This window comes from Streptomyces sp. NPDC036815 (genome assembly GCF_055609205.1).
Genome location: NZ_JBVJPW010000033.1, coordinates 1 through 24067, shown reverse-complemented (window position 1 = coordinate 24067; position 24067 = coordinate 1). Strand labels below are relative to the sequence as shown.

Sequence of the window (24067 nt, the reverse complement as noted above, 5' to 3'; positions counted from 1 at the left end):
GCTCCGGCTGGTCCAGCGGAGTGGTGGCGGGGGCGGGGGCTCAGGCCGCCAGCGGGACGTGGGCGACGATGCGTTTCCCGCCGCCGGGCAGGTGCGTCACGCTCACCTCGTCGGCCAGGCGGCACACGGAGGGCCAGCCGAGTCCGCCGCTGATGAGGAGGCCGGTACGGGGGCGGGTCACCGGGACCTCGTCGTTGCCGTCGTCGACCTCGATCTCGACGGTCCCGGGCAGCATGCGGCACGCGAAGCCGCGCAGTCCGCCGCCGTGCCGGATCGCGTTGGTGACGAGTTCCGAGGTGACCAGGACGGCATCGGCGAGGGCCGTCTCACCGACGTGCTGGGTGCCCTGGCGCAACAGGGCGCGCACGACGTCCCGGGCGGCTCCGGGGCCCGCGGGCCAGGTGAGGGGTGCGGTGTCCGGCGAGCTGACGGTCGTCACAGCGCATCACTTCCACCGATCTTGTGGGAACTGTTTCTCTTCGGTTGCCCCACGACGGTGCGCCCACACGCGGCGTTCGAGTGTTTCGCCCGATTAGTGATCAAATGCGCGGTGGCCGCCACGGAAAACCGTGGCGGCCACCGTTCACACCGTGGCGTCAGAGCAGCCCCAGGTCCAGGTCCAGCAGGTGGTCGTGGTCGTGGTGGTGGTGGTGACCGTGGTGGTGGTGGTCCCAGTCGTCGTCCCAGTCCCGGGCGTCGGACTGCTGAGTGACCGGAGCAGCGGTGACAGCGGGCGCCGCGGCGGCGACGCCGACGGCCGGGACGGCCAGCGCGGCGGTGATGCCGGCGATGGACACGGCACGGGCTATGCGCTTCATAGTCGAACCCTTCGGTGTGGGGGCGTGTGCACGCATCGAAAGTGCGTGCACGAACGCTCACCACGCTGAACGGTCCTTTCGGGGCCCGCCCGCCGAACGCGGCTGGACGAGTGACACGACCGGAGGAACGGGGAGGGCGCCGACAGCGGTGTGCGGGCCCTCCCCGGCGATGCCCCCGGCCATGGCGGGGCGCTCGGCTCAGTGGTTGGCGGTGCCGTTGCCCGAGAGGAGCGGGATGTCCTCCAGGATGTGCGAGAGCGGCTCGTCGCCCTTGGCCTGCGTCGAGTTCTCGACGCACTGCTGCATCTGCGGCGCGGAGAGGATCGGGATGTCCTGAACGCCGACGTTGACGAGGGCGACGATGTTCTGGATGTTGGCCTTGACCGGGAGGCCGACACAGAGCTTGTTCAGCGAACCCTGGACGAGGGTCATCTGCGGGCTCATGTTGCCCTTGGTGCCGGAGTTGCCGAACGACTGCCCGGCGTTGTTCCCGCTGACGGACTGGGTGTTCGAGTCGTCGCCGACGGCCATGGCCTGCGGGGTCGCGGTGGCGCCCAGACCGGCGGCCGACAGGGCGACGAGGGTCGTTGCGAGCAGCTTCTTCATGGTGAGGAGATCCCTTCGAGTGAGGCTCCACTCCGGAGCCGCATCGTGACCAACTGAGCTGTGGGGCGGGGGTTGCGGCGATTGAACCGTTCGGTGGATAAATATGCTGAACGTCAGCCTTTCCTCTCAATGGCACCGTTTCGTCGCATACTGCGGCAGGAACGAAAACGGAGACGCTCGACGCTCCCCACTCTCGGCGAGGAAAAATGGCTGACCGCACAGGACCATGGCAGCGGCTGGGTGTCATTCCGACGAGCAGACAGTCCCCGGAGAGCCGCACCGACCCCATCTACGAGTCCCTGCTGAGGAGTTACCACGCGCAGGGAAAGACCGTCCCGGGCCGGCCCGACCCCGAATGGCGGATGCTGGTCGAGCGCGACCCCTGGCCCCGGCACTGAAACAGAACAGTGGGCCGCCCATGTGGAAGATGGCGGCCCACTGAAAGGTGTGCGTGTGTCAGTGGTTGCTGACTCCGTTGCCGGACAGGATCGGCAGGTCCTCCAGGATGTGCGAGAGCGGCTCGTCGCCCTTGGCCTGCGTCGAGTTCTCCGTGCACTGCTGGGTCTGCGGCGCGGAGAGGATCGGGATGTCCTGGATGCCGACGTTGACCAGGCCCACGATGTTCTGCAGGTTGAGCTTGGCCGGCAGGGCGATGCAGGGCTTGTTGAACGAGCCCTGGATGAGCGCCATCTGGGGGCTCATGTTGCCGTGCGTGGCCGAGTTGCCGAAGGACTGCATGGCGTTGTTGCCGCTCATGGTCTCCGTACCGCCGTCGTTGCCGATGGCGAGGGCCGTGGGCGCTGCGGCGGCGGACATGCCGACGACGGAAGCCGTGACCGCAGCCGCGGTCATAACCTTCTTGATCACAGGTGTTCCTCTCTGAGTTAGCCCCGTCCTCGGAGCACCCTGAGCAACTGCCCGGAACTGTAGGGGTTGCTGAAATTCACTCCGATGGCCCAATGTGCGACAACTCGCCGGGATGACTGATTCTGTCGCCGCGCCGCCCGTCGACGATCCGATGGAGTGAATGCCCGGAACCAAACGTGGAGTGCGGAGTTGAGCAGGCCGCAGTGACGTGAGCGTCTGCCCCAGAAAAGGAACCACAAATGCTTCAGAAGGCAATGGCAATGGCAGTGGTCGCGGTGGCCGCGGCTGGTATCGCTTCTCCGGCGATGGCCATCGGTGATGACAGCGGCACCCAGTCGCTGAGCGGCAACGGTGCTGAGCAGTCGTTCGGCAACTCCGCCACCAAGGGCGACATGAGCCCGCAGCTCTCCCTGGTCCAGGGCACGCTGAACAAGCCCTGCATCGGTCTCCCGGTCAAGGCCAACATCCAGAACATCGTCGCCCTCGTCAACGTCGGCGTTCAGGACATCCCGATCCTCTCGGCGCCGCAGACCCAGCAGTGCACCGAGAACTCGACGCAGGCCAAGGGTGACGAGCCGCTCTCGCACATCCTCAGCGACCTGCCGATCCTGTCGGGCAACGGCCAGAACAACGGCTGATCCGACGCACTGCCGAGACTGCTCGGGCCGCCCGTTTTCCTTCCTCCTCGGGCGTCCCGGGCTTTCTCATGTCCCGGCTCAACTCTGTTTCGTTTAACGGCTTTTCAGCGTCACTCGCATTTGAGTGAACCTCCGAATGAAGTCAACCTCGCGGTTTCCTCGCTCCCTATCGGTCGTTAAGTAGGGCTCAGGTCACGGTGCGGGAAGAGGAACTGCCCGCCCGGTTCAGGCCGGCGTTCAGGCGTGACCCGAAGGAAGGGAAAAGCTGTGAAGCTGAAGAAGAGCGCGACCATCATTGCCGGTGCCGTCGTGGCGCTGAGCCTGGGTGCCCCGGCGTTCGCCGACTCCGGCGCCTCCGGTGCGTCCACGGGCTCCCCGGGCGTCATCTCCGGCAACACCATTCAGGTTCCCGTCCACGTTCCCGTCAGCGTGTGCGGCAACAGCATCGACGTCATCGGTCTGCTGAACCCGACGTTCGGCAACAAGTGCGTCAACGACTGACGTAACGGCACAGCTGCTTCTGCTGCGCCTCAGCCGGCCCTGGCGACCCTCCCGGGGCCAGGGCCGGCTCCCCATCGGACAGAGAAAGACCACTAGATTGCGACAGGCCCTCAGCAAAGGAATGCTCTCCGCCGCGGCCGCCACGAGCATCCTGTCCCTGTCCGGCACCCACGCGTTCGCCGCTACCGAAGCGAACGGGCAGGCGCTGGACTCGCCCGGCATCTTGTCGGGCAACAGCGTGCAGGCCCCGCTGGAAGTACCGGTCAACGCCTGCGGCAACACGGCGAACGTCGCCGCGGCCGGCAACCCGGCTTTCGGCAACTCGTGCGGCTCCTCCTCCCCCCACCACCACCGCCCTGCCGAGCAGCACCACCCTGCCGCGCAGAGCCCCGAACCCCACCGGGCGGCACACAGCGCCCCCCCGGTGAGGACACCGGCGAAAGCACCGGCGACCCCGGCGAAGAAGCCGGCGAAGGCACCCGTGACGACGCCGCGCGCGGGCGGCTACGGCGACGATGACACCCACGACGCGCCGAGCGGCGCCACCGCCCACGGCCCGGCGACCCACTCGCCCGGCGCGGCGGCGGGCAACGACGTGAAGGCCCCGGCGGACGTGCCGGTGAAGGCCTGCGGCAACACCGTGGGCATCGTGGCCGCGCTGTCGAGCGCCATGGGCAACGCGTGCGGGAGCGAGGGCTCCCACCACGGCGGCTCCCACCACGGCGGCTCCCACCACGACAGTTCGCACCACGGCAGCTCGCACCACGACGCGCCGTCGCGCACCGGCCCGCACGCCGACGCGCCGGAGGCCCCCGGCCCGCATCCCCGGGCCATGCCCCCGGCCGCCCCCCACCCCGTGGTCCCCGGGGACTACGTCACCGCCTCGCACCCGGCGCCGCACCACGTGCCGCAGGGCACGCGTGCCCACGTGCCGGCCCAGGCGGGCGCGGTGGCGCAGGCGGCGGACCAGCTGGCCCGGACGGGCGCGGATTCCACGCTGCTCGGTGCGGCGGGCGCCAGCGCCGGGCTGCTGCTCGGCGGGGCGATCCTGTACCGGCGCGGATTCGCCGGGAACCGGCGCTAGACGGAGCGCCCCGGGCTCTGAACGGGCGCGGGAGCGCGGCGCGGAGAGAGGGAGCGCCAGGAACGGCAGAACGCCGGCAGGGAAGCCGAGACGGAACGGCTTCCCTGCCGGCGTTTCAAGGAGGTGGCGACCGGCCCGATGGGGGTGCCGCGCCCCGACGGCAGAGCTGCCGACGGCTGGTGGGGCGCGACCCGGGCCTGTCCCATGATGCGCTTTCAGTGCACCACTGGACGGCCCGCCGCGGAACCGAAGTTCACCCGTTCGCCCGCCCTGTCACTCAGAAGAGCTGCCCGGCCTGTGCGTACGTACCGCTCGACGCCCCGCACCAGGCGTTCCGCGGTGAACGAAGCGCCGTACACGAAGCGCATGGCGGGGCCGAAGCTCGACGCGGTCGTCAGACCGGCCAGGAAGAGGCCGGGGCACGACGTCTCGAAGCGGTCTCCGACGTAGGGGGTGCCGTCGGCCAGGGACCGCAGGCCGGTGCGGAGCTCCGGGGCCAGGACACCGATGCGGTCGGTCGTCGCGCGAAAGCCCGTGGCGGCGATGACGTGGTCCGTCTCGAAGCGCAGCCCCTCGCCGGTGTGCGCGGCGGTCCTCACCCTGACCCGCCCGTCGGCGAGTTCGGCCGCCTCGACGCGGTGGCCGACCCGCACCTCGACGCCGGCCTCGACGCGGTCCCTGACCCACCACGCGCCGGCCGGGCCGAGCGCGCGGTCGGCGGCGCGGGCGCGGGCCTGCTCCGGGAGGAGGCGGAAGAGGCCGGGGGTGTCCGCGTAGAACTTGTTGCGCCAGCCGCAGCCGAGGCCGGTGTGCGGGGCGCGCAGCGACCGCCACCACGGCCGCTGCCAGGCCTCCGGCAGGGTGTTCCAGGCCACGCGCGGGGACCGGGCGAGGACGCGCACCCGGGTGCCCTGCTCGGCCAGCAGGGCCGCGGTCTCCAGGGCCGCCTGTCCGGCGCCGAGCACCGTCACGTCCCGGCCCGTGAAGCGCCGCAGGTCGGCGTGGTGGCTGCTGTGCGAGACGTGGTCGTCGCCGAGCCCCCGTACGGCCCGGGGGATCTCGGTGAAGGGCAGCACGCCCACCGCGAGGGCCACCGCCCGCGCGTGGCAGACCTCGCCGTCCCGCGTCCGTACCTCGTATCCGGCGGGGCCGCGGCGGACGGAGGCGATGAGGCGCTCGTCGACGGGCGGTGCGGCCCGCTCGGCGAACCAGAGGCCGTAGGAGGCGAAGTGCTCGATGGGCAGGGGTCTGCCGTGCTCGGCGGGCAGCCCCTCGCGGGCGCAGTAGGCGGCCAGGCCGTAGCGGCCCGCGGGGTCGGACAGGTCGGACGCCCACGGCTCCGACTTCAGGAACATGCCGCGCGGCATGTGGTCGCGCCAGGACGCCATGGTCCTGCCGAAGATCCGTACGTCCAGGCCGGCCGCCGCGGCGTGCGCGGCGATCGACAGGCCGTACGGGCCCGCGCCGACGATCAGCAGGTCATGCATCGGTGACTGCTCGCTCTCGGTTCGCCGTGCCGGGAAGGACGGCGGGCGCGTGTTCGCGCGCCCTGCTCGACAGGGACACCAGGACGGTGCGGGACCGGTGGCCGAGGCCCTCGCGCAGCCGCCGCACCACGTGGCGGCACCAGAGGCGGCGCAGGGCCGCGCCCGGCGCGGGGTCGTCCCCGTCGTGCCAGGCGAACTCGCGGGACGGCGACGGGGCGCGCCGGCCCGGCCGGGGGAGCGAGAGCAGCGCGGTCAGCGGGGCGTAGTTCTCGACCACGAAGGTGCGGCCCGTCAGGGGCTGTGGGGGCGGTACCGGCCGGTGCGTCAGGTCGAGGTGCAGGGCGCGGACGACGTCGGTGCCGGTGCCGTCGGTGAAGAGGCGGAACTGGGCGCCGGGGCGCGGGTTGAAGTCGATGAGGTGGAAGTCCCCGGTCGTGGCGTCCCTGCGGAAGTCCAGGTCGAAGATCCCCCGGTACTTCAGGGCAGACACCACCTGCGCCGCAGCCGACCAGAGCACCGGGTCGGCGGCCCACTCGCCGCTCACCGTCAGGCCCGCCGAGCGCGGCCAGGAGCGGTGCTTGCGGCCCGTACCGCCGCTGCGTACGACGCCGTCGCGGCCCGCGCAGCCGTGGACGAACCAGTCCGCGTCGCGGGCGCCGGGGACGAACGCCTGGAGCAGCAGGCGGCTGCCGGCCTCGGCCCGGCGCTCGAAGAGCGCGGCGGCCTCGTGCGGGGAGCCGATCACGGTGGTGCTGCGCAGGCCGGTGTCGCGGGGCAGCAGCCAGGGGCGGCTCCACTTCGCCACGGCGGGGGAGCCGAGCCGGTGTACGGCGCCTGCGGCCTCGGCGGCGGACTCGGGGGCCAGCGTCGCCGGGTGGGCCACGCCGGCCTGCGCGCAGATCCGGGCCAGGCTCGCCTTGTCCGCGACGCGCTCGGCGACGCCGCCGCTCGCGCGGGGCAGCAGGAAGCGGTCGGTGAGCTCGTCGTAGAGGGCGCTGATCGCGAGGGCGCTCGCGTCGTCCAGGGGGATCAGCACGGCCGGTGCCGTGAGGCGGTGGGCGACCCGGCGCAGCACGGCGGCCACTTCGGCGAGGGACGCCCCGGGGGCGGGCGGCGCGTGCATCCGGTGCAGGTGGCGGGAGCGCCGTACGGGGCTTTCGCGGTCGTCGGCCACGAGGTGGACCTCGATGCCCGCCCGCCCCAGTGAGCGCACGGCGCCGAGGGTGCCGTGATGAAAGGGATTCCTGTCGATCCGCATGAGGACCGCAGGAATGCGTGTATCCAGAGGCTGCAACGTCACCCTCGCTTATCGATCGCCCATGCGGGCGATGTGCTGGAACTCAGGATTAGAAACCCGATTGGCGTAATAGAAATACATATGACGAGGTGTCAGTGAAGTGCGGTCGGAAAACGAGGAGCAGATATGTCCCCACAGCGTCGTCAACGCAGTAGACGTCTCGCCTTCATCGCTGCCGGAATCGTCTCGTCGGTGGCCCTGGCGGCCGTGCCGGGACACACGGTCGGTGTCGTGCGCGACGGTGAGCCGCCGGGACCCGCGGCCGCGAAGAAGGAGACGCCCGCCTTCGGCGCCTATCTCGACTACGGCCCGCGCGGGGTCACCCGCATGGAAGAGCTCAGCTCGTGGCTGGACGGCGCGGAGCTGCGGGTCGGACACACCTATCTACCGGGCGATCGCTGGAGCAACATCGAGGGCGCCCCGAACTTCCTGGAGAACTGGGCCGAGTGGCGCAAGGCCAAGGACGACCGGCTCTTCGTCCTGAACGTCCCGATGCTCGAACGCAACGAGGACCGGGTCGGCGACGGCGAGGTGGCGCTGCTGCTGCGGCAGGGGGCCGCCGGCGCGTTCGACGACCACTTCCGGGCGCTCGGCGAGCGCTTGGTGGACCTGGGCGTGCCCGACACGGTGATCGTGCTCGGCTGGGAGATGAACGGCACGACCTACACCCATCGCTGTGGTCCGGACCCGGAGTCCTGGAAGAAGTACTGGCACAGGGCCGTCACCGCGATGCGTGCGGTGCCGGGGCAGAAGTTCCGGTTCGATTTCACGCCGAGCAGGGGGCGGGACGCCGTTCCGTGGACGCACTGTTATCCCGGTGACGACGTGGTCGACATCATCGGAATGGACTCGTACGACCAGCCGCGCGGAATGCCGTTCGACGAACAGGTGAAGGAACCCTATGGGCTCCAGGCGCACGTGGATTTCGCGGAGGCTCACAACAAGCCCATCTCGTACCCGGAATGGGGCCTTTTCCGCAACGGCGACAACGAGGAGTACATGCGCCGGATGCTGAAATGGATCGACGAGAAGAAGCCGCTGTACAACACCGTCACCGACTACTGCCCGCACGGTGTGTGGCAGTGCAAGGACAACCCCGCCGCCTCGAAGGCGTACCGCGAGCTGCTCTCCGGCCGCGACGGGGGCCCGACCGGCCCGACCACGCCCACCGAGCCCACCAAGCCCACCAAGCCCGCGAAGCCGACGGTCTGCTCGCCGTTGGAGCTCGGCGACTGGGTGCAGCACTGGCTGGGCGAGAAGCTGTGCGTGCGGATCGACTGGCTGCACGGTCGGCGCCTGCCCTGAGACACCGCGGTGCCGCGGCGGTGGCCCCCGTCACGACGGGGTTCCACCGCCGCGGCGCGCCGCCCGCTCGCGCAGCCGCCGCTTCGCCCAGGCGCGGCCCGACGCGCCCCAGGCCACCGCGCACACCAGTGGCACCGTGCGCCTGCGGGCCAGCAGGAACCGCCGGTTGTGGACCGGCTCGGGCCGCCAGTGGTGCTTGTAGGGCTCGTCGCCGCGCAGCAGGCTCAGCGCGCGCGGGTGCTCGCCGCCGGTGTGGCGGGTGCACGCGTCCAGGAGCATCGTGGCGACGTCGACCTTGCGCTCCCTGAGCCGGGGGTGGGCGCCGTACAGGTAGCCGCCCGCCAGCGTCCCCGAGAGCAGCGTCAGGTCGGCGGCGAGGACCTCGCCGTCGAGGCGGAACTCGGTCACCACCGCCTCGCCGGCCGCGACCATCGGACGCATCGAGCGGAGCAGGTGCTCGTGGAACCGGGGCTGGAGGTGCTCGGCGGTCACCTTGCGCCCCTGCCACTGCAGCTGGTGCAGGTGCAGCAGCGTCCGTACCGAGGTCTCCACCTCGTCGACGGGCACGACCCGGCTCTCCACCCCGAGCGCCGCCAGCTTGCGCATCTTGGCCCGGGTGCGCTGGGCGCGCGGCGCGGGGAGCCGCTTGAGCAGCTCGTCCATCGGCAGCGCGGGCAGTTCCAGGCAGGGCGAGGCGCGCAGCGTGCGGCGCGGCCCCGGCCACCGTTCGTAGAGGCTCTCCACGCACGCGCCGGGCCGGACCTCGCCGAAGTCGACCAGCGCGGTGCGGGCCAGCGCGTACATCCCCGCGAGGAGCGCGTCCGCCGCCTCCTCGCGGCACGCGCCGTCGAGCAGGACGTCCGTGAAGTCGGAGATCTCGCCGCCCAGCGGCTTGAGGGCGGGCAGCGGCCGGTCCACCCGCATCAGCGGCGCCGCGGCGATCAGCCGTCCGCCGTCGCGCACCAGGACCACCCGCAGCCGCCCGGGACGGCCGTAGGACCGCCACCAGGACGCCAGCCACGCGTGGCTCTGGAACGGGGTCGCCGCCGGGCACGCCCGGTGCAGCCGCCCCCACGGTTCGGCCAGCGCCTCGAACTCGTCCTCGTCCACGCACAGTTCGGCCCGCGGGGCCTCGTCGGGCGCGCTCACGGGGCGCTCCTCACCAGGGCGGAGGCGGGCCCGGGGACGGAGGGCCCCGGCGACTTCTCCGTACGCGTACGGGGGCGGACGAGGAGCGCGAGGCCGCCGAGCAGGCCGCCCGCGCACCCGCCGACCAGGGCCGTCACCCCGGTGGAGAGCGAGGAGGGGGAGTTGGGCTCCAGGGCGCGGGAGAACGCCAGGAGCTTGACCTGGGTGCTGTCCTTGGAGTGGTTGGCGCTTCTGGCGAGCGACTGCGCCACCGCGTTGGCGGTGAGGGCGGCCGTCGACGGCTTGGCGGTGGTCGCCGAGACCGCGATCATCGGCGCGTCGGGCGAGGTGACCACCTTCACGCTGTCCTGCAGCTCGGCCGGCGACATCCCCGCGGCCACCTGGGCGTCGCCCAGCACGGCGAGCTGCGTCGCCACCCGGCCGTACGCCTGGGCGAACCCCAGCGCCGTCGCCGGGTCCGCCTTCTCCTGCGGGACGGCGACGACGTAACTCGTGGCCGTGTACTGCGGGGTCTGCAGCACGCCGTACCCGGCGCCGGTCACCACCCCGAGAGCCGCGCACGCCGGGAGGGCCCACCAGCGGGGCAGCTGCGCGAGCCGGGCTCGCAGGACGTCGGTGCGCGGGCGCTCGTTCGCGGAGTCGCTCATCGAGGGTTCACCTCCGGGGTCGGGCCGGGCGCGAGGGACGCGTAGACGCCCATCAGCTGCTCGGCGCTTCGGGTGATGCTGTAGTGGCGCACCGCGGCCGGGGCGCCGCGGTGCGGGGGGACGTCGCCGCGCAGGCCGTGCAGGGCCCGCGCGAAGGAGTCCGGGTCGCTCGGGCAGTACGCGGCGCCCGGCCGCTCGGCGGGGCCGAGGCTCTCCAGGGCGGGGCAGGACGCGTACAGCACGGGCAGGCCGCTGGCCAGGCCCTCCACGAGCGCCAGGCCGAACGCCTCCTCCGGGGAGGGGGAGGCGAGGGCGTCCATGGCGGAGAGGAGGGCGGGCAGGTCCGGTACGCCGGGTTCGGCGCCGCTCTCCCGCGGTGCCGGTGCGTCGGTGAACCGGGCTGACGTCTCGGTGAACTGGGGGGCCTCGCCGGTGAACCGCACCCGCCCCGCGATGCCGAGCCGGTGCGCGAGCCGCCGCAGCTCCGGCTCCTCGGGGCCGCCTCCGACAAGCAGGACGACGACGTCCTCGGGGAGCAGGGCGGCCGCCCGCAGCAGGACGTCGAACCGCTTGCCGGCGGCCAGCCGCCCCACGCCCCCGACGACGAACGCCCCGTCGGGCAAACCCAGTTGCTCTCGCGCTCGGGTACGCGCGGCCGGATCGAACCGGAACCGCTCCACCTCGATGCCGTTCGGCACCACCCGGATGCGGCGCCGCGGCACGCCCCACCGGTGCAGCCGCGCCCCGACGGCGGGGGAGACCGCGACCGTCATCCGGCCGAGCCGCTCCCCGGCCAGGTACAGCGCGCGGACCCCCGCCGTGAGGGGCCTGCCCTCCATCTGCGAGTCGCCCAGGGAGTGTTCGGTGGCCACCACCGCGCGCACCCCGGCGAGGCGGGCCGCGATCCGCCCGTACAGGCAGGCCCGGTAGAGGTGGGTGTGCACCACGTCGTAGCGGCCCGCGCGGATGAGCCGGACCAGGCGGGGCAGCGCCGACACGTCACGGTTGCCGGACATGCCGAGCTCGGTCACGCGCGTCCCGTCGGCCGCGATCCCGGCCGCCACGGTGCCCGCGTCGGTCAGCGCGACGACGTCGCAGGGGGTGGGCAAGTGGCGCAGCAGTACGCGCAGTTGCTGCTCGGCACCGCCCACGCCGAGCCCGGTGATGATGTGCAGGACCTTCACCCGGACACCGCCGAAGGGCCCAGGACGCGGTGCCTGAGCCGGTTCGTGCGCAGCTTCAGACGCAGCCGCCAGGCCGTGTCGCCCTGGCCGATGTGGACGCGGGGCAGGGCGAGTGGACCGGCGAGGGCGCCCGGCGCGATGGCGCAGGCGTAGCGGTACCCGGCCTCGCGCACCGCGGCCACCACGCGCTCGTCCACGTGCCCGTAGGGGTAGCAGAAGCCCTGCACCTCGCGGCCGGTCAGCTCGTGCAGCGCCGCCCGGCTGCCGTCGAGCTCGCGGCGGAGCAGCCGGTCGTCGGCCGTGGTCAGGTCGACGTGCGTCAGGCCGTGCGAGGCGATCTCCATGCCGGAGTCGGCCACGTGCCGGACGTCGTCGGCGCCGAGCAGCGGTTTGCGCGGGCCGAGCGGGTCCCAGGCGTTCTCGCCGTCCAGCCGGCCCGGCAGCACGAACACGGTGGCGGTGCAGTCGTGCAGGCGCAGCAGCGGCAGCGCGTGGTCGACGAAGTCGCGGTACCCGTCGTCGAAGGTGAGCCCGACGAGGTTGTGCTCCCGGCCCTGCGCGCACGCCTCCAGGAGGTACTTCATGGACACGCCGCGCAGGCCCTGGCGCCGCATCCACCGCAGCTGCGCGGCGAGGCGCTCCGGCGCGACGGTGATCCCGTACGGGTCGTCGGACGGGTCCGCGACGGAGTGGTACATCGCCACCCACGCCGGGGTGCGGGGCGGCCGGAACCGCAGGAACGGCTCCGTGCCGGGCGGGGTGTCAGGGGTGAGGTCAACGGACATGGCGCAGCTTTCCGGTCACGGTGCGAAGGGCGGACGCCCAGGGCTGCGCCCCCAGGAGGAGACCCAGGAGCACGAAGGAGACGGTCGCCGCCGCGAAGCTCGCGAGGACGGCGAGGGCGGGCGGTCCCGCGACGCGGTCGGCACACAGGGCACCCAGCAGGGCGGCGCCCGCGGCGGCGAGCACGAGCCGGCCCAGCTGCCCCACGACGGCGCGCGTCCTGATCGCCACGGTGCGCGGGCCCATGCCGCGCAGCAGGAGCAGTGCGGCGACGCAGATGCCGACGGCGTTGGCCCCGGCGATCCCGCGGACGCCCCACGTGCCGACGGTCAGGAAGCCGAGCCCCGCGGTGGTGACGACGCCGGTGAACATCGCGTAGAGCGGGATCCAGGTGGTCCGGGCGACGGAGAAGTGGGCCCGGGCGAGCGCGCCGACCAGCGTGTGCCCGAGCAGGCCGAGGGCGTAGACGCGCATCACCGATGCGGTGGCGGCGGTGTCCCCGGCGGTGAACGCGCCGCGCTGGAAGAGGAGTTCGATGAGCGGGGGCGCGGCGGCGACGACCGCGGCGGTGCCGAGCAGGACGATGCACCCGGCGAGGACGAGGTCGCGCTCCACGCGCTCGCGGGCGCGTTCCGTCTCGCCGTCGGCCAGGGCCCGCGCGACCACGGGGAAGGTGACGGTGCACAGCATGAGGGAGAGGACCATCGGCATCTGCGCGACCTTCTGCGCGTAGTTCAGGTGCGAGATGGCACCGGCGGGCAGCGACGAGGCCAGGAACCGCTCGATGAGGACCTGCGACTGACGGCACAGCGCGAAGAGCAGGACGGTCCAGATGATGGCCGTCTGGAGGGACTTGGCCGGTGCCGCCCCTTTGTCCCCGGCCGCCGCGGGTGTGGGTGCGGCCCGCAGCTGCCGCCAGAGCGAAGGAGCCTGGACGACCGCCATGAGGGCGCCCCCCACCGCCACACCCACCGCGGCGGCCCGTACGCCGAGCGGCGCGGCGAGCGCGAACAGAGCGGCGATGATCGCGGCGTTGTAGGCGACGTAGACCGTGGCGGGCGCGACGAACCGCTGGTGCGCGCGCAGGGCCGCGCTGCAGTAGCCGGTGAGTCCGAAGGTCAGGGCGCAGGTGGCGGTCAACCGGGTGCAGTCGACGGCCAGTTGGGGGTCGGGGAGGCCGGGGGCGAGCACCGCCACCACGTACGGCGCCGCCGCGATGAGCAGCACGGCGGTGCCCGCGAACCACAGCGTCATCCGCGGCAGCGACGCCCGTACGAGCTCGTGGACCGGGTCGGTGGCCGGGGCGTCCGCGCGGCGCGCGAGCGCCAGGCTGAACGCGGGTACGAGGAAGAAGGCCAGGCCGTCCTCGATGAGCAGCGTCGCGGCCAGCTCGGGAAGCGTCCACGCCACCAGGAAGGCGTCGGTGTCGGTCCCGGCGCCGAAGAAGTGCGCGAGGGCCTGGTCGCGGACGAGTCCGAGCAGCGATCCCGCTACGGACAGTACGGCCGTGACCAGCGCGGCCTTGGCGAGGAACGAGCCGCCGGACCTCCCGCGACCCTGCTCCGCGGCGGGCCCGGCGGTGTCCGGCGCGGCCGGTTCCGGCGCCGCCCGGGGCGGCACGGTGGTCATCGCGCGGCCGCCTCTCCCCGGCGGGCCCGGGCGCCGACCGCCCACCAGGCCGCGACGCCGAGGGCGACCGCGGTCAGGACGGTGGAGGGCCCGCCGATGTCGGCGTACATGAAGTCGATCAACTGCCAGACAAGGAGCCCGCAGGCCACCAGGGCGCAGTCCGGATCGGGCCCGCCCGCCCTGCCCCGCCGGGCCCGCCGCCGGTGCCAGCGGCGCACCGCGCACACGACGAGCGCCGCCCAGCCGCCCGCCAGCGCGGTGAGCCCGAGCAGCCCCTGCTCGCTGAGGACGAGCAGGTACATGTTGTGCGGGGAGAGCAGCGGCTGGCGGACGAAGCCGCTGCCCGCTCCCGCCGTGTCGCTGCCGGAGGAGAGGGCCAGCGAGGCGTGGCTGTCGCGGTGGGCGGGGAACCCCTTCAGGCCCACGCCGGTCACCGGGTGCGCGCGCCATATGTCGGCCGACGCCGCCCACATCGTGTAGCGGTCGGTGACGGACTGGTCGGGTGCGTCCGTGACCTGGGTGATGCTGCTCAGGCGCTCCTGGAGCATCGCCGAGCCGACGCCGAGCCCCGCCACCAGGACCACGGCGGCCGCGCCCGCGACGAGGAGCACCCGGCAGGCCCGGCGCACCCCGGCGAGCAGCAGCACCGTGCCGCAGGCGGCCGCGGTGGCGATCCACGCGCCGCGGCTGAACGACAGGGCGAGCGGCACGGTGAGGAGCGCCGCGCACACCACCGCCGCCGCCCGGTGGCGCGGGGCGCCGGGGCGGTGGGCGAGGGCCAGCGCGCAGACGAGTCCGTACGAGACGACCGTGGCCATCCCCATGACGTCCGTCGGGCCGAACGTGCCGACGGCGCGGATGTCCTCGCCCATGTACGAGGCGCCGGTGCCGGTGAGGTTCTGGTGCACGCCGATGACGCCCTGCCACAGCCCGAGGCCGACGAACGACCAGGCGAGGAGGCGGAAGTGGGACGCGTCGCGGATCAGGAGGAGCACGGCCGCGGGCACGAGGACGAAGATCTGCAGGTAGCGCGCGGCCCCGGCGACGCCGGTCGCGGCGGAGGCGGCGCCGAACGCGGCCACGGTGATGCCGACGACCGGCAGCCCGAAGAGCACGGCGGCGGTAGGGGTCAGCGCGCGCTGCCCGGCCCGCACCGCGCGCACGACGCAGTAGCCGACGACGAGGGCGGACACCGCGTCGGCCGCGGTGCCGGTGCCGGTGCCGCCGTCGGCGGCGGCGCTCCCGGCGGGCACCGGCAGCGCGAGCAGCGCGATCAGGAGCACCACCGGGAGGACCGGGGCGTTCCGCCGCAGCCACGGCAGCGCCACGTCGAGCGGGTGGGGCCGGTGCAGGGCGGGGGGCGGGACGTGGGTCACTGCTCAGCTCCCCGTGCGGCGTACGAGGCAGCCGAGGGTGCGCAGCAGGATGCACAGGTCCTGCCAGAACGACCAGCTGTCGATGTAGGCGTTGTCGAAGCGGCACCGGTCCTCGATGGAGGTGTCCCCGCGCAGGCCGTGGATCTGGGCTAGGCCGGTGATGCCGGTCGGCATCCGGTGGCGCTGGGCGTAGTCCGGGTAGGTCTGGCTGAACTGCGCGACGAAGAAGGGGCGTTCGGGCCGTGGGCCGACGAGACTTATGTCGCCGCGCAGTACGTTCCACAGCTGGGGCAGCTCGTCGAGCGAGGTGCCCCGCAGGAACCGGCAGAACGGGCTGATCCGGCGCTCGTCGGCGACGCTCCACCGGGTCGCAGCCTCCTGCGGGTCGGCGGGCCGGTGGGTCCGGAACTTCAGCAGGGTGAACAACTGCCCGTCCTTGCCGACGCGTTCCTGCCGGAAGATCACGCCGGGGCCCTCCACGGCCCGGAGCACCAGGGCGCAGGCCGCGAGCACCGGCGCGGCGACGAGGAGCAGGGCGCCCGACACGGTGATGTCCAGGAGCCGCTTGCCGATGCCGGTGCGCCGGACCCGGGTGGCCACCAGCGGGCGGCAGGGGAACCCGGCCACGTACTGCTGGGGCCCGCCCGGCGCGGGCGCCACGTCCGGGCAGCGCGCGTCGAGTTCCCACAGGTCGCAGTCCAGGCCGCTCAGCGCGGGCAGCAGGGCCGCGGACCCAGGGCCCCGGTCGGCGAGGAGCAGCACGGCGCGGACGTCGTTCTGGATCACCGCCCGGTGCAGTTCATCCTCCGTGCGCAGCACCGGCAGCCCGGGCCCGGCCCCTGACGCCGTATCGGCCTCGTCGTCCTGGTCCTGCTGCGGTTCGGCCGCCTCGCCCACGATGCCGACGGGCCGCATGCCGCAGCCGGGCCGCCGCAGCAGCGCCGCGGCCACCCCGCGGGCCGGTCCGCTCGGGCCGAGCACCAGGACCGGGCGGGGCCTGCGCACGGTGCCGGCCCGGCGGTGCCGGTGGACCAGCGCCCGCCCGCAGAGGCTCAGGACGCACTGCGCGGCGGCGGCGCGCAGGAGGGTCTCCGGGGCGAGCGGGCCCGCCGCGGGCAGGGCGGTGGCGAGCACCGCGGTGAGGGACCAGGCGAGCACGATCCGCCCGGCGAGCGAGGGCAGCCTGCCGAGGGTGTCGGGCAGCACGGCGTACTCGTACAGGCGGCCCCGCGCGTTGAGGATCAGCACACCGGCCACGAGCAGGGGCGCGAGGACGGCCCGCTGCCGCGCGTCCTGGAGCAGCAGCAGGGCGAGCAGGGCGGCGGCGCAGTCGACGGCCATCAGCGCGGCCGCCGAGCGCCGTCGGCGGGCGGGGCGCGGCGCCGACGTTCCGGCGCGGGTGCCCATGGCTCCGCGTGGCGCGACGACGAAGGTCCCGGGCGGGGCCTGGGCGTCCTGGCGCGACTGACCCGATGAGGAGGCGACGGTCCGTTCGGCACTCACGTGGTGGTGCACTCCCTGTGTCCGGTGGGCGCCGTGCCCAGAACCTCGCCGTACACCGCGTCGATGGCGGCGGCGGTGTGCCGTGCGTCGTGGTGGTCCAGTACGTGCTGACGGCCCCGCCGCCCCAGCGCGTCCCGCAGCTCCTCGTCCCGCAACACGGCGACCAGGGCCCGCGCCAGCGCGCCGGGGTCCTCCGGCGGTACGAGGGCGTGCCCGCGGTCGGCGTGCGGCAGGCTCTCCCGCGCCCCGTCGACGTCGGTGACGACGACCGGACGGGCGCAGGCCATGGCCTCCAGCGGCGCCAGCGCCATGCCCTCCCAGCGCGAGGGCAGGACGACGACGTCGGCCGCCCGGTACCAGGGGGCCGCGTCGGCCGCCTCCCCGGCGAAGGCCACCCGCGGCCCGGCCCTGGCGCGCAGCCGGCCGGCGTCGGGCCCGTCGCCCACCAGCACGAGGCGGGCCTCGGGAATCCGCGCGGCCACCTCGGGCCAGGCACGCAGCAGTACGTCCTGCCCCTTCTGCCGGCAGAGCCGTCCGACGCACACCACCAGGGGGACGCGCGCGCCGGGTGGCCCGCCGGGGGCGGCGGGCGTGAAGCGGCCGGTGTCGACGCCGTTGGGGACGACCGTGTAGGAGCCGGTGACGCCCGCCCGCCGCCCGGTGACCCACTCGGCCTCGCTGACGCAGACGATGCGCGCCGTCCACCGTGCCGCGCTCCGTTCCCAGCGGCGGGCGAGCAGCGCGGTGACGCCGCCGACCGCCTCGAACGACCAGGCGTGCGGCTGGAACACGGTGGGCACGGCCCCGCGCAGCGCGAGCCGCGCGGCGAGCCCGGCCTTGGCGCTGTGCGCGTGGACGAGCGCCGGTCCCGTCGCGTCGACGATGCGCTTCAGGTCCCTCGTCTCGGCCCTGAGGCCGGGGCCCGGGGAGCGGCCGGCCGCCCAGGGGTGGACCTGCACGCCGGGGCCGAGGGCGCCGAGCACTCCGGGCAGTAAGCCCTCCGGCGGGCAGGCCACGTGGACGTCGGTGCCCGCCGCGGCCTGAGCCGTGACGAGGTCGACGACGACCCGTGCCACGCCGCCGTCCACGGGCTGGCTGACGTGCAGGACCCGCGGGGGAGCGAGTGCTGAAGGCAGAGGCATGCGCGACTCCCTTGAGTCAGTGACAGCGCGGAGCCGGTGCGGAGCGAGGTGCTAGCGCCGCGCGTCGACGGCGGCGAAGACCACGCCGACCCACGCCGACTCCCGCGAGGAAAGGTGGACCGTCAGATCGCCGCCCCGTCCGCCCGGACGTGTGGTCAGCGGGAGGACATCGGAGTCGTATCCCAGGGTGTTGGGGTACGCGGGGGTTCTGCGGATCGGCGGTCCTGGCTCGCTGATGGTGGAGTTGAGTACGTCGCCGGCCGGGTTGGCGCGGTCCGACAGCGGCACGGCCCGGCCCCGCCCGGCCGCCACGCCCACGGTGTCCCCGAGCCGCCCGCGGTCGCCGTCGTAGGCCACCACTCCGGCGATGCCGCCCGCGCCGCCCGGCGCGGGCACGCCGCGCAGCCGCAGGGTGTGCCGTCGCCCGTGCTTCCCGGTCGAGTCGAAGCCGTCCCAGACGGTCAGGGCGCGCAGCGGTGCCGCGGCGTCCTCGTAGGCCACGACGAGCGTCCAGCCGCCCCAGGCACCGGCCCGTGAGTGCCCCTTGGCGACGTTGACCTGCGCGACCGTGTACGAGCCGCCGCCCGCGGTGCGCACCAGGCCGGTCACGTCGGCCGATGCCTGGAAGGCGTCGGCGTCGTCGGCGACGCGGTGGCCGGTCAGGGTGTCGGCCACGACCGGTCTGTAGCGGCCGCCCGGTTCGGCGATGAGCACCCGGCCGTTGTCCTTGGGCGGCTTCTGCTCGCCGGCCCGGAGGTTGCCTCCCCAGTACAGGCGTGCGTAGGTGACGCGCGCGTGCGGGGGCAGGCGTACCTCGCCCGTACTGGAGTTGTAGGTGTTCGGATCGTCGTCGACGTCGATGTAGGCCATGTCGAAGTCTTCGTTGACGCCCGCCGCGCCGCCGCGCGTCGCGGCGCAGGACGCGGCCGTGCGCGCCACCGCGCGGCGGCAGGTGATCGCCGAGTTCGCGGCCCGGACGATCCCGCCGTGCTGCAGTGCGCGGTACCTCTGCGCGAAGTCGACGCGCGTCCTCTCGCCTCCGGGTGGGGCTGCCGAGCCGGACCCGGTGGCCGCGAGACACGCGGCGAGTGCGAGCGGGACGACGAACACGCGACGCAGGCCCGGAGAGTGACGCATGACGGCGTTGGCCTTCCGAAGGGTGGAGACTCTGCACCACGGCAGAGAGATGATTCGTACTTTTTTGAACGAATATGAACGTATATGAGTGGATTGCCCTAAAGGGAAGCGCAACTGTAGCCCCTGAAGCGGGCCACCCGGTCAACCTCGGCGCGTGTGTCGGAACGGTGAAGGAAGCGGCAGATGGGCGACGTCGGACAGGGCCCGCGTCAGCGCGGAAGGAGCGCAGGTCCGGCCGGGTCGACGGCCGACGGACCGTCACCGCAATGGATCTCGCGCAGCATCACCCGTCTGGGCGCACAACTCGCCGCCATGCTCAGCAGTTGATCCCCCTAGACGGGTATCCCTCCCGTCCTCGTTACATCACCAAGGAGCAGCACTCCATGTCGCGTACCACCAAGGCTCTTGCCCTGTCCGCCGTCGCCGCCGCCGCCGTGGCCGGATCCGCGGGCGCCGCCGCCGCCGACAGCGGCGCGCAGGGTGCCGCCCAGAACTCCCCCGGCGTGATCTCGGGCAACACCGCGCAGGTGCCGGTCCACATCCCCGTGAACGTCTGCGGCAACAGCGTCAACGTCATCGGTCTGCTGAACCCGGCGTTCGGCAACCAGTGCGCCAACGACTGACGCACCGTCTGACAGGAGCGGCCGTCCCCGTACTCACGGGGGCGGCCGTTCCGCGTGCCGGGGCGGCATTCGGCCGCCGCGGCACACGTCGGCCGTGCCCCGAATGGGGGGCGCGCCACGCATGGCCGACAGACCGTCACATCCACTCCCCACCTGCGCGGATGCTCCTTCCGCGGAGGAATGGAAGCTACGGTGCGCGGCCGCTCGGTTGCGGGTGACGTGGCCCGATCCCACGGTGATCACAGGATCTGCCGCATCACCGAAAGGGACACACCTATGCGCGCTCTGCCCGTACGGCGTATCGCGACCACCGCCCTGTGCGCGACGCTGCTTCTCGGCACGGCCGGACCGGCCCTCGCCTCGCACGGCGACGCCTCCCGGGACGACGACCGGACGGCGGCCGGCGCGCCCGCGGACCCGGCCGCCCTGCTGGCCCAGGTCCAGCAGCTCAGCGGCCTCGGTGCGGTCATCACCCCCGTCACGGACCTGCTCAACGCGGTGCTCAAGGCGAAGGACAACAAGCTCTCCCCCGAGGACGTCAAGAAGCACGCCGACGCCATCAAGAAGGCGCTCGACGCTGCCGCCAAGCCGCCCGCCAAGGCGCCCCTCAGCACCGCCGCCGACCCGGCCGCGCTCCCCCAGCTCCCGGCCACGCAGCTGCCGGCCGCGCAACTGCCCGCCGCGGGAGCGCAGCGGGACGCCAAGGCGGTGCTCGACCCCAAGGCAGACGCCGTGGCCGCGCTGCAGAAGGCGGTCGACGGCCTGCTCAAGGCCGTCACGGCGGGCGACCCGAAGGCCGTGCTCGCGCAGGTCCCCGCGGTCCTCACCGGCCTGGTCAACTTCGTCGCCGCCACCCTCCTCGGCGGCGGCCTGCCTGCGCCCAACCTGCCCGGCCTGCCCAAGCTCCCCACGCCCTGAGCCCACGGCGCGGGCCATTCCCGGGGGAGGCCGACCGCTGCCGCCCGCCGCACCGGAGACCGTCCGGCGCGGCGGGTTTCGTGCGCTCAACCGCCTTTATCGGCAGGCCGGTTGATATGAGAATGCGATGCGCTCTTCATTCGGGTGGGATCGGGGAACTTTGCGGCGCGAGGGTTTCCGTACCGAGCCGGGCTCGTTAGCCGGGGAGAAGAGACACAGGCAAACCGATGCCTGAACGGTTCTCCCCCAGGCGACACGCGTTGCCAAAGAAAGGAACATGATGAAGGCCCTGAAGGCTGCCGCTGTCCTTGCCGGTTCGATCGCCATCGCCGGTTCCGCCGCGCCCGCGTTCGCCGGCGACCTGACGCCCTCCAGCCTGAACGGTGGTCTCGACGCCCTGACCCGCCAGTCGCTCCTCGACACCAAGCCGGTGAGCACGAACATGCTCGACACCGAGAACAAGGACTCCGTGGTCAACACGGTCGCGGACGCCGTGGACGGCCTGAACGCCGGTGGCGGCCCCGCCGGTCTCCTCGGCGGCCGCCCCGCCGGCAAGTAGGGCCTTCTGCTCCTGTTTCCGTTCCGTGCCGGGGGGTGTCGCGGCGCGCGGCACGGACGGGAGTTCGGCCGTGGGGTCTCACGGGCGCCGACCGGGTGACCCCATCGTGTGATGGCGTCCTCGGGCTGGGCCACTCGGGTGACAACGGAGCCGGAGCGGCCCCTTCGCGTCTATACGGTTCCCCTCATGACCTCAACTTCCAGTGAGCAGCGCCCCTTCCGACCAACTGATCTGGGAACCCTGGCAGTTCTCGCCTGGAGCGGTGAACACCCCGAGGACGAGAAGGACATGCCCTTCTTGCTCGCCTACTCCCTCGGTGACACCGAGGAGGGCCCGGAGGGCACGGCCGAGGCGATGCGCACGCTCCTCGCCGAGACGGGCCTGCCGATGGGCGGCCCCCTCCTCGACGGCGCCCGCAACCCCTCCCTGCCGGTGAGCCTGCTCGTCGAGGGCGACAACGCGGTCGTCAACATGCCCCACCTGAACGCGCAGTGCGGGGTGCCGCCGGAGTGGATCGCCGCCGTCAAGCTGCGCGGCCACGCCTACTTCATGATCACCACGCGCGCGTGGCCGGAGGCCAAGCCGGGTGAGCCCGTGCCGGAGGAGGGCCTCGCCGCGTTCGCCGGTGACGAGGAGACCATGCTCAACGCCGCCCACTGCCTGCTGCCCGCGCGCAGCCTGCGCTGATGCGCCGCACCACCGAACTGCCGCACCGGGTACCGCTCCAGGCCGTCGGCGCCGGTGCGGCCCCCGTCGCGGCCGACGGCGCCGACCCGCCCCGGCGGCAGGAGGCGGGCCGCCTCCTCGGCCTGCTCCTGGTGGTCACCGGCACGGCGGGGCTGCTCGCGGCGTGGGTCATCACCCTCGACAAGATCAAGCTGATGGAGGACCCGGACTTCGTCCCCGGGTGCAGCCTCAATCCGGTGGTCGCCTGCGGCAACATCATGAAGAGCGAGCAGGCGGCGGCCTTCGGGTTCCCCAACCCGATGCTCGGTCTCGTCGCGTACGCCGTGGTGATCGGCGTCGGCGCCGGTCTGCTCGGCGGCGCGCGCTTTCCCCGCTGGTACTGGCTGACCTTCAACGCGGGCACCGTATTCGGTGTCGCATTCTGCGGCTGGCTGCAATTCCAGTCCCTTTACCGCATTCATTCCCTCTGTCTGTGGTGCTGTCTGGCCTGGGCCGCGACCATCGTCATGTTCTGGTACGTGACATCGCACAATGTGCGCTGCGGATTCCTGCCCGCTCCCCGGGGTGTGCGCACTTTCCTGGACGAGTTCACCTGGACCCTGCCCGTTCTGCACGCGGGCGTCATCGGCATGCTCATTCTGACGCGCTGGTGGGATTTCTGGACCAGCTGACCGAGGCCGTACGGCGAAAGGACGGACCGAGCGCCATGCAGGAATCTGTGCCCCCATCGACACGCGTGGGCGACCGGATGACCCGCCGCCACCTCATCGGCGCCGCGGCCACGGCGTTCCTCGGCGCCGCGGCCGTCGTCCGGGCCGCCCCCGACGACCCGGAGACGGCCTCCGCGGCGCCGGGCCCGCAGGCCGCGTACGACCATCCGCCGTTCGACGAGACGTACCGGGGCAGGCGCATCCGGGGCGAGCCGGCCGCCCACCACGAGGGGCCCGCGCACGGAGGCTGGCAGGTCACCGTCGACGGGCAGCGGCTCGGGCTCATGCGCCGCGCGGACGGCAGCTACCTCAGCATGGTGGACCACTACCAGTCGTACGCGACCCCGCTGGCCGCCGCGCGGGGAGCCGTCGACGAACTCGGCCCCCTGCGGGCCCTGAGCGGACGTGGCCACTGAGCCCGAGGCGCACCCCCCGACCGCAGAAGGGACGGACATGGCCCACACGCGCAGGAACCAGCGCAGCCTCACCCGAGCCGAGCGGCGGCGCTTCGTCGACGCGCTCCTGAAGCTCAAGCGGCGGGGGGAGTACGACGAGTTCGTGCGCATGCACATCGACTTCTACGTGTCGGACGGGGACGAGCGGCTCAGGGTCGCGCACATGGCCCCCTCGTTCTTCCCCTGGCACCGCCGCTTCCTGCTGGAGTTCGAGCGGGCCCTGCGGCGGATCGACTCCGGTGTCTCCGTGCCCTACTGGGACTGGACGAAGGACCGTACTCCGGCCGCGTCCGTGTGGGGCGAGGACCTGATGGGCGGCAACGGGCGGCGCTCCGACCGGCAGGTCATGACCGGGCCGTTCGCGCACCGGAACGGGCACTGGGACATCAAGGAGAGCGTCACCGACGGGGAGTTCCTCATGCGGGACCTCGGCCGCCCGCAGGACCCCGTCGACCTGCCCACCGCGCGGGACGTGGAGTGGGCCATGTCCGATCCCCGCTACGACACGGCGCCCTGGGACTCCACGTCGCCCGGGGGCTTCCGCAACAAGCTGGAGGGCTGGACGTCGGCGCGGGGCAAGGAGCGGTGGCGCAACCACAACCGCGTCCACCGCTGGGTCGGCGGTCACATGCTGGGCGGCGACTCGGTGAACGACCCGGTCTTCTGGCTCAACCACGCCTTCGTGGACCTGCTGTGGGACCGGTGGCAGCGCCGCCACCCCGACTCGGCCCCCTACCTGCCCGCGCGGCCGCCGGGCCCCGGCTCGGTCCAGTACCAGCGCATCGTCGCCCGGCACGAGCCGATGCCGCCGTGGGACGCCACGCCGGACAGCCAGCTGTCGCACAAGGGGAAGTACACCTACGGCGGCTAGTAGTGCTTCGTTAGGTTGTGGGCTGTCTGCGGCTGCTCCGAGGGCTGGGCAGGGGGCGTCCGCAGGTGGTGCAGGTACCGGTCCAGCACCT

The 24067-nt window shown here is 73.1% G+C and carries 27 protein-coding genes; 12 read left to right on the top strand and 15 right to left on the bottom strand.

What is annotated here, in order from left to right; all coding sequences use genetic code 11:
* Positions 1 to 40 precede the first annotated feature (40 nt).
* The 3 genes from ACZ69I_RS37315 to ACZ69I_RS37305 all read right to left on the bottom strand — a co-directional run bounded on the left by ACZ69I_RS37315 (position 41) and on the right by ACZ69I_RS37305 (position 1424).
* Entirely contained in the window at positions 41 to 439 is a 399-nt protein-coding gene (locus ACZ69I_RS37315; RefSeq protein WP_467674271.1) for an ATP-binding protein, read from the bottom strand.
* A gap of 157 nt (positions 440 to 596) precedes the next feature.
* Positions 597 to 818 carry a hypothetical protein gene (locus ACZ69I_RS37310; RefSeq protein WP_470836958.1) on the bottom strand — a complete coding sequence of 74 codons (222 nt, stop codon included), beginning with the start codon at positions 816 to 818 and terminating at the stop codon, positions 597 to 599.
* Between the two features lie 198 nt (positions 819 to 1016).
* The gene (locus ACZ69I_RS37305; RefSeq protein WP_470836957.1) at positions 1017 to 1424 is read right to left on the bottom strand and encodes a rodlin; all 408 of its coding nucleotides are present in this window, start codon (positions 1422 to 1424) and stop codon (positions 1017 to 1019) included.
* A gap of 206 nt (positions 1425 to 1630) precedes the next feature.
* Here ACZ69I_RS37305 and ACZ69I_RS37300 point away from each other — a divergent pair, with 206 nt between their 5' ends.
* Positions 1631 to 1822, top strand: coding sequence for a hypothetical protein (locus ACZ69I_RS37300; protein ID WP_467674265.1), 192 nt, complete (start codon positions 1631 to 1633; stop codon positions 1820 to 1822).
* A gap of 58 nt (positions 1823 to 1880) precedes the next feature.
* Here the strand turns inward: ACZ69I_RS37300 and ACZ69I_RS37295 are convergent, their stop codons facing one another.
* On the bottom strand, positions 1881 to 2291 hold the full coding sequence (locus tag ACZ69I_RS37295; protein ID WP_470836956.1) for a rodlin: 411 nt from the start codon (positions 2289 to 2291) through the stop codon (positions 1881 to 1883).
* Positions 2292 to 2530: 239 nt separating this feature from the next.
* On the opposite strand from ACZ69I_RS37295, the gene ACZ69I_RS37290 reads away from it, so the two are divergent.
* The 3 genes from ACZ69I_RS37290 (at position 2531) to ACZ69I_RS37280 (ending at position 4514) form a co-directional block, all read left to right on the top strand.
* Positions 2531 to 2929, top strand: a complete 399-nt coding sequence (locus tag ACZ69I_RS37290) for a rodlin (RefSeq protein ID WP_467674263.1) — start codon at positions 2531 to 2533, stop codon at positions 2927 to 2929.
* 273 nt (positions 2930 to 3202) lie between these two features.
* A complete protein-coding gene (locus ACZ69I_RS37285; RefSeq protein WP_467674831.1) occupies positions 3203 to 3430 on the top strand; it encodes a chaplin in 228 nt (75 codons plus the stop codon).
* Between the two features lie 121 nt (positions 3431 to 3551).
* A complete protein-coding gene (locus ACZ69I_RS37280) occupies positions 3552 to 4514 on the top strand; it encodes a chaplin (RefSeq protein WP_470836955.1) in 963 nt (320 codons plus the stop codon).
* 215 nt (positions 4515 to 4729) lie between these two features.
* On the opposite strand, the gene ACZ69I_RS37275 is transcribed toward ACZ69I_RS37280, so the two are convergent.
* Positions 4730 to 6001, bottom strand: coding sequence for an FAD-dependent oxidoreductase (locus tag ACZ69I_RS37275; RefSeq protein ID WP_470836953.1), 1272 nt, complete (start codon positions 5999 to 6001; stop codon positions 4730 to 4732).
* A complete protein-coding gene (locus ACZ69I_RS37270; RefSeq protein WP_467674829.1) occupies positions 5994 to 7295 on the bottom strand; it encodes a carboxylate--amine ligase in 1302 nt (433 codons plus the stop codon). The genes ACZ69I_RS37275 and ACZ69I_RS37270 overlap by 8 nt, the downstream gene beginning before the upstream one ends.
* A 129-nt stretch (positions 7296 to 7424) precedes the next feature.
* Between ACZ69I_RS37270 and ACZ69I_RS37265 the strand changes: the two genes are divergently transcribed.
* A complete protein-coding gene (locus tag ACZ69I_RS37265; protein WP_470836952.1) occupies positions 7425 to 8603 on the top strand; it encodes a glycoside hydrolase family 26 protein in 1179 nt (392 codons plus the stop codon).
* A 30-nt stretch (positions 8604 to 8633) separates the two neighbouring features.
* Here the strand turns inward: ACZ69I_RS37265 and ACZ69I_RS37260 are convergent, their stop codons facing one another.
* Genes ACZ69I_RS37260 through ACZ69I_RS37220 form a run of 9 tightly spaced genes read right to left on the bottom strand, consistent with a single transcriptional unit; the run spans position 8634 to position 19153 of the window.
* Complete coding sequence (locus tag ACZ69I_RS37260; RefSeq protein WP_470836951.1) at positions 8634 to 9752, bottom strand: GNAT family N-acetyltransferase; 1119 nt, start codon at positions 9750 to 9752, stop codon at positions 8634 to 8636.
* Positions 9749 to 10399, bottom strand: a complete 651-nt coding sequence (locus ACZ69I_RS37255; RefSeq protein WP_470836949.1) for a YveK family protein — start codon at positions 10397 to 10399, stop codon at positions 9749 to 9751. Before ACZ69I_RS37255 ends, ACZ69I_RS37260 begins: the two co-directional genes overlap by 4 nt.
* Positions 10396 to 11583: a glycosyltransferase gene (locus tag ACZ69I_RS37250; protein ID WP_470836948.1), complete on the bottom strand. Its 1188-nt coding sequence runs from the start codon at positions 11581 to 11583 to the stop codon at positions 10396 to 10398. The genes ACZ69I_RS37255 and ACZ69I_RS37250 overlap by 4 nt, the downstream gene beginning before the upstream one ends.
* Positions 11580 to 12368, bottom strand: a complete 789-nt coding sequence (locus ACZ69I_RS37245) for a polysaccharide deacetylase family protein (RefSeq protein ID WP_467674250.1) — start codon at positions 12366 to 12368, stop codon at positions 11580 to 11582. Before ACZ69I_RS37245 ends, ACZ69I_RS37250 begins: the two co-directional genes overlap by 4 nt.
* Positions 12358 to 13995 carry a murein biosynthesis integral membrane protein MurJ gene (gene murJ, locus ACZ69I_RS37240; protein WP_470836946.1) on the bottom strand — a complete coding sequence of 546 codons (1638 nt, stop codon included), beginning with the start codon at positions 13993 to 13995 and terminating at the stop codon, positions 12358 to 12360. The genes ACZ69I_RS37245 and murJ overlap by 11 nt, the downstream gene beginning before the upstream one ends.
* Positions 13992 to 15371 (bottom strand): O-antigen ligase family protein, encoded by a 1380-nt coding sequence (locus tag ACZ69I_RS37235; protein WP_470836945.1) that lies wholly within the window; start codon positions 15369 to 15371, stop codon positions 13992 to 13994. The genes murJ and ACZ69I_RS37235 overlap by 4 nt, the downstream gene beginning before the upstream one ends.
* 3 nt (positions 15372 to 15374) lie before the next feature.
* Positions 15375 to 16874 carry a sugar transferase gene (locus ACZ69I_RS37230; RefSeq protein WP_470836943.1) on the bottom strand — a complete coding sequence of 500 codons (1500 nt, stop codon included), beginning with the start codon at positions 16872 to 16874 and terminating at the stop codon, positions 15375 to 15377.
* Positions 16871 to 18016, bottom strand: a complete 1146-nt coding sequence (locus tag ACZ69I_RS37225) for a glycosyltransferase (protein ID WP_470836942.1) — start codon at positions 18014 to 18016, stop codon at positions 16871 to 16873. Before ACZ69I_RS37225 ends, ACZ69I_RS37230 begins: the two co-directional genes overlap by 4 nt.
* Positions 18017 to 18067: 51 nt before the next feature.
* Positions 18068 to 19153 carry a DUF3344 domain-containing protein gene (locus ACZ69I_RS37220; protein ID WP_470836941.1) on the bottom strand — a complete coding sequence of 362 codons (1086 nt, stop codon included), beginning with the start codon at positions 19151 to 19153 and terminating at the stop codon, positions 18068 to 18070.
* Positions 19154 to 19536: 383 nt separating this feature from the next.
* Between ACZ69I_RS37220 and ACZ69I_RS37215 the strand changes: the two genes are divergently transcribed.
* From ACZ69I_RS37215 to ACZ69I_RS37185, 7 genes are all read left to right on the top strand, one after another.
* On the top strand, positions 19537 to 19776 hold the full coding sequence (locus ACZ69I_RS37215) for a chaplin (protein WP_389717526.1): 240 nt from the start codon (positions 19537 to 19539) through the stop codon (positions 19774 to 19776).
* Between the two features lie 276 nt (positions 19777 to 20052).
* Entirely contained in the window at positions 20053 to 20694 is a 642-nt protein-coding gene (locus tag ACZ69I_RS37210) for a hypothetical protein (protein WP_470836940.1), read from the top strand.
* 280 nt (positions 20695 to 20974) lie between these two features.
* Positions 20975 to 21253, top strand: a complete 279-nt coding sequence (locus ACZ69I_RS37205; protein WP_467674827.1) for a hypothetical protein — start codon at positions 20975 to 20977, stop codon at positions 21251 to 21253.
* 186 nt (positions 21254 to 21439) lie between these two features.
* Entirely contained in the window at positions 21440 to 21940 is a 501-nt protein-coding gene (locus ACZ69I_RS37200; protein WP_467674234.1) for a DUF5949 family protein, read from the top strand.
* Positions 21940 to 22611, top strand: a complete 672-nt coding sequence (locus tag ACZ69I_RS37195) for a vitamin K epoxide reductase family protein (RefSeq protein WP_470836938.1) — start codon at positions 21940 to 21942, stop codon at positions 22609 to 22611. Before ACZ69I_RS37200 ends, ACZ69I_RS37195 begins: the two co-directional genes overlap by 1 nt.
* A gap of 35 nt (positions 22612 to 22646) precedes the next feature.
* On the top strand, positions 22647 to 23066 hold the full coding sequence (locus ACZ69I_RS37190) for a tyrosinase family oxidase copper chaperone (RefSeq protein WP_470836936.1): 420 nt from the start codon (positions 22647 to 22649) through the stop codon (positions 23064 to 23066).
* A 37-nt stretch (positions 23067 to 23103) separates the two neighbouring features.
* A complete protein-coding gene (locus ACZ69I_RS37185; RefSeq protein ID WP_467674228.1) occupies positions 23104 to 23976 on the top strand; it encodes a tyrosinase family protein in 873 nt (290 codons plus the stop codon).
* The last annotated feature ends 91 nt before the right edge of the window (positions 23977 to 24067 follow it).